Annotated in this window: 11 protein-coding genes; 5 read left to right on the top strand and 6 right to left on the bottom strand. The window is 60.5% G+C overall.

The window, feature by feature from the left end; all coding sequences use genetic code 11:
* Positions 1 to 5: 5 nt before the first annotated feature.
* Positions 6 to 2,576, bottom strand: a complete 2,571-nt coding sequence (locus HHL09_RS11095) for a DUF1800 family protein (RefSeq protein WP_169454709.1) — start codon at positions 2,574 to 2,576, stop codon at positions 6 to 8.
* Positions 2,577 to 2,684: 108 nt separating this feature from the next.
* Positions 2,685 to 3,230 (bottom strand): hypothetical protein, encoded by a 546-nt coding sequence (locus tag HHL09_RS11090; protein WP_169454708.1) that lies wholly within the window; start codon positions 3,228 to 3,230, stop codon positions 2,685 to 2,687.
* 88 nt (positions 3,231 to 3,318) lie between these two features.
* On the opposite strand from HHL09_RS11090, the gene HHL09_RS11085 reads away from it, so the two are divergent.
* The 4 genes from HHL09_RS11085 to HHL09_RS11070 all read left to right on the top strand — a co-directional run bounded on the left by HHL09_RS11085 (position 3,319) and on the right by HHL09_RS11070 (position 10,580).
* Complete coding sequence (locus tag HHL09_RS11085) at positions 3,319 to 4,635, top strand: NADase-type glycan-binding domain-containing protein (protein ID WP_169454707.1); 1,317 nt, start codon at positions 3,319 to 3,321, stop codon at positions 4,633 to 4,635.
* Positions 4,636 to 4,640: 5 nt separating this feature from the next.
* The gene (locus HHL09_RS11080) at positions 4,641 to 5,981 is read left to right on the top strand and encodes an NADase-type glycan-binding domain-containing protein (protein ID WP_169454706.1); all 1,341 of its coding nucleotides are present in this window, start codon (positions 4,641 to 4,643) and stop codon (positions 5,979 to 5,981) included.
* A gap of 6 nt (positions 5,982 to 5,987) precedes the next feature.
* Positions 5,988 to 8,510 carry a CapA family protein gene (locus HHL09_RS11075; RefSeq protein ID WP_169454705.1) on the top strand — a complete coding sequence of 841 codons (2,523 nt, stop codon included), beginning with the start codon at positions 5,988 to 5,990 and terminating at the stop codon, positions 8,508 to 8,510.
* Between the two features lie 147 nt (positions 8,511 to 8,657).
* Positions 8,658 to 10,580 carry a hypothetical protein gene (locus tag HHL09_RS11070; protein ID WP_169454704.1) on the top strand — a complete coding sequence of 641 codons (1,923 nt, stop codon included), beginning with the start codon at positions 8,658 to 8,660 and terminating at the stop codon, positions 10,578 to 10,580.
* A 15-nt stretch (positions 10,581 to 10,595) separates the two neighbouring features.
* On the opposite strand, the gene HHL09_RS11065 is transcribed toward HHL09_RS11070, so the two are convergent.
* The 4 genes from HHL09_RS11065 to HHL09_RS11050 form a co-directional block, all read right to left on the bottom strand.
* Positions 10,596 to 11,306 (bottom strand): hypothetical protein, encoded by a 711-nt coding sequence (locus HHL09_RS11065; RefSeq protein ID WP_169454703.1) that lies wholly within the window; start codon positions 11,304 to 11,306, stop codon positions 10,596 to 10,598.
* A gap of 138 nt (positions 11,307 to 11,444) precedes the next feature.
* The gene (locus HHL09_RS11060; protein ID WP_169454702.1) at positions 11,445 to 11,711 is read right to left on the bottom strand and encodes a type B 50S ribosomal protein L31; all 267 of its coding nucleotides are present in this window, start codon (positions 11,709 to 11,711) and stop codon (positions 11,445 to 11,447) included.
* A gap of 70 nt (positions 11,712 to 11,781) precedes the next feature.
* On the bottom strand, positions 11,782 to 12,255 hold the full coding sequence (locus HHL09_RS11055; RefSeq protein WP_169454701.1) for a PA2169 family four-helix-bundle protein: 474 nt from the start codon (positions 12,253 to 12,255) through the stop codon (positions 11,782 to 11,784).
* A 189-nt stretch (positions 12,256 to 12,444) separates the two neighbouring features.
* A complete protein-coding gene (locus HHL09_RS11050) occupies positions 12,445 to 12,774 on the bottom strand; it encodes a hypothetical protein (RefSeq protein WP_169454700.1) in 330 nt (109 codons plus the stop codon).
* 132 nt (positions 12,775 to 12,906) lie between these two features.
* Here HHL09_RS11050 and HHL09_RS11045 point away from each other — a divergent pair, with 132 nt between their 5' ends.
* Positions 12,907 to 13,596 (top strand): helix-turn-helix domain-containing protein, encoded by a 690-nt coding sequence (locus HHL09_RS11045; protein WP_169454699.1) that lies wholly within the window; start codon positions 12,907 to 12,909, stop codon positions 13,594 to 13,596.
* The last annotated feature ends 38 nt before the right edge of the window (positions 13,597 to 13,634 follow it).

The following is a 13,634-nucleotide window of genomic DNA, read 5'->3' as shown; positions in this document are numbered from 1 at the left end:
AAAGGTCAATGTTGGACCGCGAATTCCGGGCTGCAGATGATCAGATAGATGGCGAGTTTCAGGCGATGCTCATGCCAGTCCCAACTGCCCGGCCCGATTCGGGCCAGGGCTTCGCGGATGATCTGGAAGGACTCCGGCTCCAAGGTCCCGCCGGTCAGCACGAGGTCGAGCCGGCGGATCAGGGGATCCGGGTCGAGCGGCTGGACGTTGGTCTGTCCCCACTGGTCGAAATTGAGGTTCGGCAGATTCAGGAGCCACTCTTGGTCGAGATTCAGCGTGGGGGACCGGTCTTCCTTCGAAGCACCCAGCCCGAATTCGGCCCCGACCATGTGCTCCCAGAAGAAGTTCGGCGCCGTGACGCCGGAGGCGGCATTCACGATCTGAAATTCAGGGGCTACCAGGCCCGCGGTGGCCAGGGCACCCGGCGGGGTGTAGCTCGGCAGATAGAAATTGAAGACGCTTGGCGAATTGAAGGGTTCCTGAACGTGCAGCTCGCTCATCCCCGAGAGGTAGTACCATCCCGCGTCCGTATAAGCATTGAAGGCACGCGCGACGTTCACCACCTTCAGAAAGGGCTCGCGCAGCTTGCCGAAGCTAGGATCCGACATCTTGGCCGGGTCGCGGGCTTCCGGGTCCATGAGAATTGCTTTCACCGTGCGGCCCATGTCCCCGCGCGGGGCCGCGTTGAAGGCAGCGGCCACCCTGCCGACATACGCGGGCGAGGGATTCGAGGTGACCAGCCGCTGGATCAGCAGCCTGCCGATGAAGGGACCCACGTTCGGGTGGTTAAAGAGATTCGAAACCGCAGCATCGACATCTGCCATGGTTGCCGTGCCCGTATTGCCCGGGCTTGCCGTTCGCGCCGGGGTGGTGGCACCCCGCAAGAGCGCCTTCGGCTCCAGGTCATGATGTTCGTCCCAGCCTTTCATCGGCACGGTGAAGTCTCCGTCAAAGGCGTTGAAGGGCGGGTTCTGGCCATTCGACAGCAGGCCGAACGAAAGGCCGGTAAAGACCCGCGCGAACTCCGTGATGTTCGCGTTCGAGTAAGTCGGGATCGGTTGCCCATGTTCGTCGAGGATGCGCGTCCCATCCGGATTCAGCATCCACAGTCCGATGCTGAAAAGCTGCATGACTTCACGCGCATAGTTCTCATCCGGGAAGGTGCGGTTGACCGGATTCGCCTTCTTGTTCGCGAAGTGGCTCAGGTAGATCCCCATGCAGGGGTGCAGCGTCACATCTCTCAGCAAGGTTTCGAAATTGCCGAAGCTCCCCTCCAGCAGCTTGTCGTAGTAGTGGGCCATTGCCTCCGGTTCCACGGCCAAGCGTTCCGGGCGGTCGCTGATCACGAAAATCTGGCTCAGCGCAAAGGCCACGCGTTGCCGCAAGGGATCGGGCAACTGTTCCGTGCTCGCATCCGGCCTCAGCTTGGGAAGTCCCATCGCCCGGCCCCACCAAGCATTCATTTTCCGGTTGTTCCAGAGGCGATGGTCGGGATCGCTTTGCATCAGCTCCCGCTGCCACTGCATCATCGGTGTGAGCCGGCCGATCGGGCGTGTGAGCTGGTCATCGATCCAGCCTTCGATTCCCAGGGACATGACTTGTTCCACGTTCTCGGGGGTCTGGTCAGGATCGTCCGCGGAATCCTGATCAGGACCGAAGCCCGCTTGGATCAGGAAGCGTGCGGCCTCCTTCGCGGAAGGTCCGCCGTTCGTCGGCTGGTTCAGGATGGAAACCGTGCCGCTGTTCGCAGCTCCCGCCGTGTAACCGGTTCCGGGCAGGACGGTAAGTACGACGGTCTCCGTAGTTTCGTCATCCAGGGCATCGGCCGCCGGCTGGATCCGGATAAAAGCTTCCCTCTGCCCCGGCGCGAAGGAGATGCTGCTATCAGCCGAACTCGTATAGTCGGCCGCACTCGCGGTTCCATCAAACGAAAGATTCACGGTGAGCGGCTTCAATCCGCCGCTGCGCCTTACCACCAGGACGGCCGGATCCGGCCAGCGTTCCGAGCAGCTGTCGTCATAGACCGAGACGGTGATCGTGCTCGCGGCGGTGAGCCCCGCGGTGATGCGCTGGGAATCCGTCTGCGAGAAGCGGCCGGTCCGGTTGCTCCCGGGATCGAAGCCCACCGTCAGTTCTTCCCAGTCGTTGATGCCGTCCCCATCGCTATCCACATCAGAGGCCACGATCTTGAAGAACTCTCGTCCTCCGGCCGGAACGAGCGGCCAGCTCAGCGTGGTGCCATTGCCCGCGATGTTTCCTTGAACCGGTGTCCAGATGCCGAGGTCATTGCTTGTCTGGATCGCATAGCGCTTGCCCGCTTGGGAAGGCCATTGGAGCTGCCCGCCGTTGATCCCGGACTTCGGGTAGGAAAGGGGATCGAAGGGATTGGTGCCCGCAGTGCTTTCCGTCGCATTCGTCCAGCCATCCCTGTCTGCGTCTGCAGTGGCTTGAAGCCCGCTGGCTCCGAAGGCCATCTCCCAGACATCGCTTTGCGAGTTCCCGTTTCCGTCCAGCGCGAAGCCAACTGGTGAGAGGAGCACGGAAACGGCGACGATTCCCGAAAGCCCGGTGTTCATTAGGAAACGCAGGCTGACTATTCCGTTTGATAAAACAAGTCCGCGACGGTGACTCGCGAGATCTCGTTACCCAAACCAAGCTCCAACGAACTCTCCGCTCAGTTATTTTTACGAATGGTGAGCAGTTCGCCTGCGACGCCAGACGATCCACCCTAGGAATATCACCGAGCTGATTCCGCCTACCGCATAGCAGGTGAGCTGGATTGTCTGGCTAGTCAGGATCGGGCGCGTCAGATCCGGATAAATGATCTCCGGATAGAGCGGGCGTTCGTTCTTCCATGCCCACCAGCCCGTCAGGAGCCCGCAAGCTTCGGTGAGCAGGATCAGACAAGGCACGATCTTCAGCATCGTCCCCGGCGAAATCTTCGGACGGCTACCGGCACGTCCGAGAAACAGTGCCGCCAACCCGAGCACCAGCCCCGGCCCGATGGATGCTCGGAAGGCCCAGCCAGCGGCGAGCAGCGGGAGATTCTCGATCCCCCACAAGGGCGCGTGATACTCCGTGAAATGCGTGGGTGCCAGCCGGATCAGATATTGATCGTGCAGGAGGCAGTAGAGAAAGACCTCTGCCCAGATCCCGAAAACGATCAGATAGGCGATTGACCGTCTCTCCTGGAGAAGGGGCACGGTCGGCAGGCGCAACAGGCTGATCATGGTTCCGGGAAGGCTGACGCTTGGCTCTTGATCGCGGCAAGAGGGAAATTGGATTTGCTTTCAGCTGCCAGACTCCGACGATGGCTCCATGATAGCCCGGCTTATCTTCTCCCTGACTCTTGCCTCCTCGCTTCCGCTTTTGGGTAACGGGGGCGGTTACTTCCGCGGCGGAATCCGGAGCACGGGAGACATCGAACTCTTCGAGCCGGAAGAGGTGGAGAAAATCCGCATGCTGGACGAAAAGCTCACCATCGATCTCGGCACGAAGGAGGCAAAGGTTGAGATCCGCTACCTCCTGAAAAATGAGACCACGGGTAAGGTGAGAGTCCGCTTCGGGTTTCCGGTCGAGGAACTCTTCGATGACTACATGGGCATGCGGCCGCCGAATCCCGACGATGGCAAGGACGGGAAGCTGAAATACTGCAACGACTATAAGATCACTGCGGGCGGCAAGGATCTGACCGGGAAGTGGAAAGCGGAGAGCTCCAAGGACGAGAGCAAGAAGATCAAGGGGATCGCGGGCTGGCTGGTTTCGGAACTGGGCTTCGAACCTGGTGAAGAAAAGCCGGTGATGATCTCATTCACCAGTGGTTATCCTGCTTCGAACAGTTTCGTGAGCGAGCGCACCTTTGATAGCGCCTCCATCTTCAAGTACCGGCTCTCTTCCGCCGCATGTTGGGCGGGAACCATTGGCACCGGGAAAATCGTCGTCCGCCCGGCCGGTGCCGCTGCCGATGAGATCAAAGTGTTGAAGCCGGTGAATCGCTTCAAGAAAGAGGGGTCGTCCTGGGTCTGGGATTTCGAGAACCTTGAACCTACGATGGCGGATGATCTCGAGATCGAGGCGGTCCCGGAGACCCGCGGCTACGGGGCGGGCGTTCCTGTCGATTCCGGGAGCTGGGCCCACTATGCCAATCGCGGCGGCAAATGGACCATGCAGCACGCTAACTATCAGGTATCCGCGAGCTCTACGTTGCCCCCTGAGGGTGAGCATCGCTACGATGCCTCGCTCCTGAAGGACACCTATCAAAAGGGTGCTTGGAGTGAAGGTGCCGAAGGTCCCGGTATTGGAGAATGGCTCGAATTGAAACCGGCAGTCGCCAAGCCGGTGGTCGCCATCGGCATCACACCCGGCTTCGCCACGTCCGATGAGCTATTCAAGGCGAATAACCGCCCCAGGAGGATCCTGGTAAACTTGAACGGTGAGCACGAATTCACCGCAGACATCCCGGATTCACGGGACTACTGCCGCGTGCCGGTGAATGCTTATAGCAAGCCGGTGAAGTCCATCCGCATCACCTTCAAGGACGTGTGGAAAGGTGAACAATTCGACGACCTTTGCGTTACCCAGATCCTTCTCGAGTCGAAATTGGACAAGGCCCCGAAAATCGAACCTTCCCGTTAGATCCCATGAAGCGAATGCTGTTTGCTTGTCTAGGATTCAGTGCCATTGCTCCCCAAGCGCTCCTTGCCAACGGAGGGGGCTACTTCCGCGGTGGCATCCAACGCTCCGGCGACATCGAGCTCTTCGAACCTGAAGAGGTGGAAAAAATCCGGATGCTGGATGAGCAGCTGGCCATCGACTTGGGCGACAAGGAGGCGGGGGTTGAAATCCGATACATCCTGAAGAACGAGACCGAGAGCAAGGTGAAGATCCGCTTCGGATTTCCCGTCGAGGAGCTCTTTGACAATGACATCATGAATGAAGGCGGCGATGCCGACCCGGAAACTTCCAAGAAGAGCGATGGCAAGCTGAAGTACTGCAAGGACTACGAGATCACCGCGGGTGGAAAGAAGATCGAGGCCAAGTGGAAGGGTGAAGAGAAAGCGGGCGACGATGAGCGTTTCAAGGGAATTGCCGGTTGGCTGGTATCCGAACTGAGCTTCGAGCCCGGGGAAGAGAAGGCCCTGAGGATTGCTTTTCGAAGCAGCTATCCGGAAGAGGAGTGGAGTGTGAGCGATGATTCCTTCACGGGCCCCGCCATCTTCAAGTATCGCTTGTCGACCGCTGCCTGCTGGGCCGGTACGATTGGTACGGGGCGCATCGTACTTCGGCCGGCGGGAATACCGGCCGGGGAGCTCAAGGTGCTCAAGCCCGCGAACCGCTTCAAGAAGGAGGGTGACAACTGGGTTTGGAGCTTCGAGAATCTTGAGCCCGCGATGGCGGATGACATCGAGATCGAGGCCAGACCCGAGGTGAAGAGTTATGGCCGCTCGGAGAACGGCAAGTATGACGGGGAGGCCGCCATGGTGACTTATACCGAGCGGGCCGGGAAATGGACCATGTCGCATTCCAATTATCAGGTGACCGCCAGTTCGACCCTCCCGGCGAACGGTGATCTCCGCTATGATGCGGATCAGGTGAAAGGAATCTGGGACGAGGGTGCCTGGAGCGAAGGCGCAGCCGGACCCGGTATCGGCGAGTGGCTGGAGTTCAAGCCACAGGTTCCAAAGATGATGACTGCGATCAACATCTATCCCGGCTATGGAAAGGACGACGCGCTCTTCAAGGCAAACGCCAGGCCGAGGAAGGTGCTGATCACGTTGAACGGGAAAGAGAAATTCACTGCGGAAATTCCAGATTTGAATGAGGGGTGCCGTATTCCGGTCTCCTTCAGTGAACCGGTGAAGACCCTGCGCATGACCTTCCAGGAGGTCTGGAAAGGATCGAAGCACGAGGACCTCTGCGTCAGCGGGGTGGCCTTCGAGGTTCGGGTGGACACTCCGCCGAAGATCTCGCCTGCCCGCTGAAGCGCCATGAAGCGTTTCATCCTCCTGGCCTGCCTTGTCCTGACGCCGATCGTCATCGCTCGGCCGGACCACGAGCTCCCGGTGTTTCTAGCCGATAACCACGCCGAGACCTTCGCGTGGATCGCGCGGACTTTTGATCCGGATCAGGCTCATCAGATGGTCCTGGTCGATGCCCACTCCGATGCCTCTGCCGCCGAACGCTCGGAGGAACTGCGTGAGGACCTGCGGCGCGTGGCGAATGAAAAAGAGCGCGATGGCAGGGTGGAATCATGGCGTGACCAAGGCCGGATTCAGGCCTTCAATTGGATCGAGCCACTGATGCCTCGGCCCTTGGACCGCGTCCTCTGGCTTGCGGCGCCCGCGCTGGATGAAGAGAGCCGGGCGCTGAAGCAAAGGAACGCGGGTGAGGAGTTGGATGGGCGCTTGGAAGTCGAGCCGCGCTCCTCCGGATCTCTTGCCTCGCGTTGGGATGTCTGTGATTTGAAGGGCTACGCCGCGTGGAAGCCCGGCAACAAGCCGGTGATCCTCGCCATCGATCTTGATTTCTTCGCCGGGATGGACCGCATCGACCGGGAGAAGCATTTCGAGGCCATCTGGGAGCACGCGATGGATTGGCCCGGCTTGTCAGGTGTCGCCTTTGCCGTGTCGCGACCATGGCTGAAGAACGATGAAGAAGCGGACGACCTGGTCGAACTTGCCATCGATGCCGTGGCTCGCACCCGTGGTGCCATCTTGGAGATCGACACGAGATCGGATGAACGGGCCGATCATTCGCTGCAGGCGAAGAGATTCCGCGAGCAAGGGAAACCCATTCCCCGCTGGGACTTCGGGCACGCGAGTGATCGCGTGAAGCTGGCCCTTTTAGGTCTCGGCTCGGACCGCTTGTCGATCCGTGACCCGGAAATCTCCTGGGGGAAGCTTTCAGGAATTTGGACCGGTAGGTTTGGACGTGCCTCAATCACGACGCGCGATCTCGCCGTTGATTGCGATGGTGTTTTTCGCTGTTCACCGGGAAAAGAGCCTGTCTTGCGGGTGGAGCCGAAGGACGGGATCGCGGAGTTGGATGGTCGGGTGCGCTGGTATCTCTTGGAGCCTGCCCGCGCGGCTTATGACTTCCTGCCCGGCACCGGCTTGGGGAAAGACTTCTCGGCATCGCCGGCACGCTGGATCTACGAGAAACGTCGTATTTTGGGGCAGACCGAGGATTTCCAGCTCGATCCTGCGCGTTGGGCCGGGGGCAAGCCCGGTCGCTACCGGATCGTCGCGGAGTGTGCGATCCAGGCAGGGTGGTTGAAGCTTCCGCCCGTGGATATCTGTGTCGCGGAGGACGGTGGCTTCCGGGGTGCGCTCTCCGAATGCATGCACATGCCCTACGTCTTCGGCATTGCTGGTGTGGCGGAGGAAGGCTTGAGCGGCGTGGAGACAGGGTGGGGGAGTGATTGTGCCAATCTCTTGGTCCACGCTTGGCGCCGGCAGGGAATCCCGCTCGTCTGGGGCGATCCCGCCCGCTTGCGCGAGCAATTGCAAACGAAGGCGGAGAAAGTCCGCGTGACCGATGCGGTAAAGATCACGCCGGAAGAGATTGAGAATGGCATCGCCATCGATTTCGGCCGCCACGTCGCCGCCTTATGGGAGGATCGGGAGCCGATCGGCGTCCTCGATGGAAATGACCTGGCGCTGCATCATCTCGGCGGCTTTCCGGAGATCGTCACGCTCTCCGTTCTTGCGGAAAAGCGGCCGCTCTTTGCGCTTCGCATTCCACGTGAGGGTGGATGCCGCATCGCCTTCGCTGGTGACGTGGTTCTCGCTGGCGACGATCGCGTGGTGATCGATGGCTTCGGGAAAGGGGATGCGGATGCTTTCTTCGTGAATCTCGAAGGTATTCCTTCCCTGAAGGAGCCGGACAAGAAGCCGCGCTATGACTTCCGCTTCCCGGCCGAAAGACTCGCATGGCTGAAGCAACAAGGCGTCGATCTCGTATCATTGGCAAACAATCACGCCATGGATGCAGGACCGGCCGGGCTTCTGGAGGGCCTCGCCGCTTGTAGGGAAGCCGGCCTCGCGGTTGTCGGTGCGGGTCACAATGCGGAAGAAGCCTGCCAACCATGGCGGGGTGAATTCCGTGGCGTGAAACTCTCCGTCTTCGGCATCAGCCTGCTCCAGGAAAGTGGCACGGAAGCGGAAGAGCCGGCAGTGGCAAATGTGATCGGGCACAGGAAGCTTCTTGCCGAAGAATTCCGCAAGGCACGCGCTCGGGGGGAACGCATCGTGACGATCGTCCACGGAGGCGATGAATACGATCCGAAGGTCACGGAAGAACAACGAGATGGGGCGCGCTGGCTTGCCTCCCAGGGAGCTGCCATCGTAGCGGGTGCCCATCCGCACGTTCTCCAACGGGAAGAAACCCATGCCGGGGCACGCATCTTCCATTCACTCGGGAATGCCGTCTATCCCCGCGAGCTGAAAGGAGCGGACTCCGGAACGGTGCGTGTCGCCGAGATCCCTCCTGTCGTGGGATTCTCCCGTTGAAGAGATAGGCCAAACGGGAGGTTCCCGGATTCAAATCGGTCTGCTAGAGGGTGGCCGATGCTTGATGCCCGGCTCCGCTTTATTGATCTCGTCACACGTCAGCTGACGGGAAAAGGCGGTACGGAGGATCTTGCGCGCGGCGAGTTGATGGACCGCCTTGCCCATGCCTCGCCTGCTGCGGGAGACGATGGCATGACGCTGGCCACCGCTCGTTTGGAGGCAAAACCGGGCGGCAGAATCTGGAGGAGTTCATGGTTCGCCTTTATCATGGTCCTGTCCATCGGGACGCTGGTCTCGCTGACCTTTTTGTCCGGCTTTGAGGAACTGACGCGGCTCAAGCGCGGGCGTACGCCTTACCGCAGCGGGGTGAAGACGCAGGAGGAGTGGGAGCAGCGGCTCGCCCGGCGGGTAGACCCCTCGAAGAAGATCTTTCTCTTCTCGGGAACCCGTAGCGTGCAGGACACGGATGTGAATCGCTGGCTGAGCGAGCGATTCGAAAATCTCCCGGAAGATCCCGCCGAGCTTGAAGAACTATGGCATGAGCTCGGAAGAACGCCGGGAGCCAAGGTTCCCGAGTCTTTCCAGGCTCAAAGCAAGCGGATCGATCCCGACAACGGCCTGTGGGCCCTGCTCACCGCGGAAGCCGGCGTGACCGGCGGCGGAGGAGCTTATCGCGGTCGGCGCTCCGGCACCGGCCCGGTTTTTTCGCGGCCTCCTTGGTATGCCCAATCGTTGTCGAAGCTGGAGGAGGCTTTGGCAGCACCCCGCATCGAATCGTACCGCGCGGATCGTACCGCGGAACGCTTGCGCCTTCTTGGCCCGCCCAGGGATCTTGCAGAACTGGCAGACCTCACCGGCTTTGCCCAGCGTCAGGCGGTATTCATGGGAAATTCGGGGAACGTGATCGATATCTGGATCGCCAGGGCACAGGAGCTTGTTTCGTTGAACGACCTCGAGGGCTTCCGCCAATGGACCGCGACGTGGGACCGCAGGGTAATGGAGGGACTCCGTTCCCCGGGGCCCAACGCGAACTGTCCATCCCTCTACCATATCGAAAGGGCTACGGGAGAATTCCAGTCCCTCGCTCTCATTGTCGGGGCGCCCGATGTGGAAGCCCGCATGAAGAAATGGCAGCATGAAGTCAATGCGCTGATCCGGTCCGGAACACCGGCAAAGGTGACGGACATGGAGCTGCGCATCGCCACCTACACCGGAGACCTCTATTACCACAGGTTCGGGTCTGCCATGGAAGAGATGGTCACCGTCGGGGAGCTGGCGCCGGGAGTGAAGGCCGAACACGCGGTGGCGGATCGCTTCGGTGCCGTGGCAATTGCTACGATTTTTGTCGTACTTTCACTCGTTGCCTTTTTCGAAGGCTGGCGCCGCGCGCCTCATCTCCGCGGGATGGCGCAGGGACTCATGCCCCTGCTTCGGCCGGTCGACTATTTGTGGGTTGGTGGGTTGGGCATGGTGCTTCCTTTGCTTTGGTATGTGGCTTGGATCCGCTTCACGCCTTTGGGCTTCCGGGATCTTGCGGTTGGCCTGGAGGACTTCCTCCCTTTTGTCGTCCGCCTCATCGCCATCCTGCTATTCTCGCTATGCATGCTCTTGCAGGTCGCTCGTTGGCGCGTGGCGAAGCGCGGCGGCTTCTTGGGCCTGCGTCCTGCTGCCCTCTGGCCCGGTTGGATCATGGCGGGGATCGCAGCGATCACTGTCCCGGTCACCGGCTTGGCCCGCTATTGGCCGGGGTTGGACGAGATCTACTACCTCAGCCCTTGCGCCGTGTTGGGCTTCCCTTTGCTGTGGCTCTTGTGGCGCGGCGGCTCGATCCTGTTCGGGCCGGTCGGGGCGGCGCTTCCCGGGGTCATGCTTTCCCGCTTCCTGCTTCCCGTCTTGGTCTTGGGAAGCCTCGTTCTGGTCGGCTTGACCCCCTTTCTGAAGGACGAGGAAAGAGCATGGATGGCGCGCGATACCCTCAGCGGTCCGGACCCTTCCGGGTGGTTCGACACGAAACTCCAGGCCGATATAGAGCGCTACGTGCGGCAACGCGTCCTGCAGGCCATGGAGTGAAAAAGGAAACCGTGCTCAGGAGCCCCCGTGTTCCTTCTTCAGCACGCTGATCTTGGAGTTCGCGATCTGGATGAGGTCTTCCGCCTCCTTGATCTTCGCCTCCTGCTTGATAGCGCGGCGCTCGTGGAACTCAGCCTTGCGATACTTGGAGGTGTTGTAGCTATCCACCGTGTAAAGATTTCCAGAAGCGTCGCGTCGCGTGACCGAGGCGTTTGCCTGTGAGCGATAGCTTGAGGCGCGCGAACGTGCATCCGCGGCCGCGGTTTGTGCTTGGGAAATGCCTGACTCCAGGCGCCGCACATAGGATTCCAAGGCAAAGATCTTCGCCGAGACATCACCCTTGCCGTCCGGCATTTTTTCCAGCGGGGATTCCTCGGTGCCGATGTCCACCTTCTCTTCTTGCGCTTCTTTGGCGAGTGCCTTGTCCACCGTGCGGCCGTGTGCCGCTTCCGCCTTGGCCTCCTTCTCGAGTTGCTCCTTCGCTCCCGCCACATCGCGCGGGAACTTGTCTGCCAGATCCTTCGGCAGCTTCGCATAGGGCACGCGTGCCGTGCCGCCGGAGTGCATCAACTTCACGCCCACGGCATCATGCCCCGTCACCTTGGTGCCTTCATAGACGGTGCCATCGCGCAATTTCAGCATGCCCACTTCCAAGGGAAGCGTCGGCGGCTCGACTGCGGCAAGGCAGGGCAGAACCATCGAAAGACAGATCGGGAGGAACTTCATGTTGAGTCCATTGTTATGGAAACCTCCTGCTAGGGTCAATCTCCGCTCATCCCGCGATCATGTGACAAGAAAGCAAAACGCCCGGCCGCAGCAGCGGACGGGCGTCTTGGGAAAACGATGCGCGAAAAAGGATCGCGATCAGAGCTTCGGCTTGGCAGCGCGACGCACGGCACCGAAACGCTTCTGGAATTTGTCGATACGGCCTTCGGTGTCGACGAAGGTGGACTTGCCCGTGAAGAACGGGTGCGAGTCGGAGGTGATGCCGATCGAGATGATGTAGTGTTCCACGCCGTCGATGACTTCCTTCTTGTCGGAGGTCTTGGTGGAGCGGCTGACGAAACGGGCACCCGTGGTCATGTCCACGAACACGACCGGGTTGTACTTGGGATGAAGATCCTTTTTCATGACGTTAGAGGGCCCCGGTCACGTTACCGACGCGGCGGGGAGCGGGAGGATGCATAGCGCGGGGCCCGTGTCAAGCGGACGGGCGCTCAGGCTCAAGGTCTCCGATAGCAGAATCGAAGGCCCGGACGGCCAAAGTCACCTCCGCAATCATGTCCTCGATCAGCTGCCGGTGCTCGGGCAGGAGTTCCGGTTTATCCAGCGCCGCATTCAGCGTCCGCACCAGCTCGGTCTCACCGCGGACGCACTCAGCCAGAATGGCATCCGCCTCCTGATCCGTCATTTTGTCCCGAACGCGCAGCCACCAACGGTGCACGCTGGCCTCCGGGCTGCCGTCCTCGTCGGGGCGAAATCCTTGATCTTCGATTAGATTCGCCATCTTCGCGGCGATCAGGTCCCGCCGCTCCGCAATCGAAGCAAAATTTCGGGCGAGCGCCTCTTGCGGGACCAGCTTGGACGCTTGCAGGTAGCCGTCGCGGGAATCCACATAGCGGGTGAGAACCTCTTGGAGTTGAGCCGCATCGGAAGTTGGGGATGTCGTTGCCATCCTGTTTTCTTCGCTCGCCCGATGCCAACGACGAGCGGACAACCCAGCTCCCTGAAAATCAAAAGGGAATCCCGCGGCGAAAAGCACTCCGGCCGCCTTTGAAGTTCCACCCCGCACGATCCGGTTGCATTCCGCACCATTCCCCGCCGGTTAAATTTTTAGCGCGGCCCGGATCGCGGCTAAAAAAGCCTACTTCGCCGCCTTCTCGGGACTCTCCCCTTCCAGAAGTTCCGGCATGTTCAGCGCTAGATTGATCAACTTGTGGAGGGGGATTTCTTTTTCAAAAGGAAGCATCAGCGGGCGCTCCAGATCCAGCTGGTAGGAATTGTTACGGCCGGTCTTCACCACCCGCAGGAACTCCGTCCGGCCCAGCGAGCCAATCAGCAGGCGGACCGAGCGTTCCGTCATGTTCATGTCCCGGGCCAGATCAATGAGGCGGAGCCGCGGATTCTTGGCGAGATGGAGGAGAGCGTGTCCGTGGCGGCTGAAGAGCGCCCAAGGCTTTGGCGTCGTGCTCATGCTTTATCTTGGCCCTGAAACCCGGAGAGCGGAAGAAAAAAACCGGAAATAAATTTTTGCTTTTTTGCGGATTGGGAGTCCTTTGTTGGTAAACACCGGAAGAAAAATACCGGTGAAAACCTACCGATATCAATGTCCCCTGTCCAACACCCCCTGTCCGAAGAAGAGATCCAGGCTTGGCCCTCGCTTGCCTCGTATGTCGCCGCCCTATCGCGGCTCACCACGAGCGGCTCGGTGACTTGTTACCGCGGAGATGCGGCTCCTGATGACGCCCATGCCGCCGCAGCTTGGCAGGTTTCTTTGCCACACGACGGCGAAACATGGCTGGTCCATGTCGAGCGGCCGCAGGGAGTGGGAAAACCCGCGTGGCGCGAGCCTGTCCTTACTCGCATGCTTGATGCCATGAAGGGTAATCTCGCAGGTGGTCGTCCGCTCCGCGAGTGGCCTCAGGCCGTGAAAACCGCGTGGTCCCTCGTCATCACCCATCCCACCCGTGCCATGAGCCTCGCAGAGGTGGCCAGCTGTGTGGATCTCTCCGCCGGATATCTCGGCGAGCAATTCGAGAAGATCACCGGCTCCAGCTTCAAGCGTGTCCTCAGGGATGAGCGGATGCAGCACGCCTGCCATGTCCTTGAAACCACCAGCCGTCGCGTTTCCGAGATCGCATCGACCATGGGCGGCCTCTCCTTGTCCCAATTCAACCGCTGCTTCGTGGCAGCCACCGGCATGAGCCCGAGCGAATGGCGCCGGCGCTTTGCCTCACGGAAGAGCGTGCTTTTCAGTGCTTCGTCCGTCTCCGAGACCTCCTCTTTCGAGGGGTAAATGGGCGTCTGCAAGGGGTGCCGCTGCCGGGAGGACTT

Source organism: Luteolibacter luteus, assembly GCF_012913485.1.
In the GTDB taxonomy this organism is placed as follows: Bacteria; Verrucomicrobiota; Verrucomicrobiia; order Verrucomicrobiales; family Akkermansiaceae; genus Haloferula; species Haloferula lutea.
Note: the sequence above shows the minus strand (reverse complement) of the source record. Positions and strands in the feature narration are given on the sequence as shown.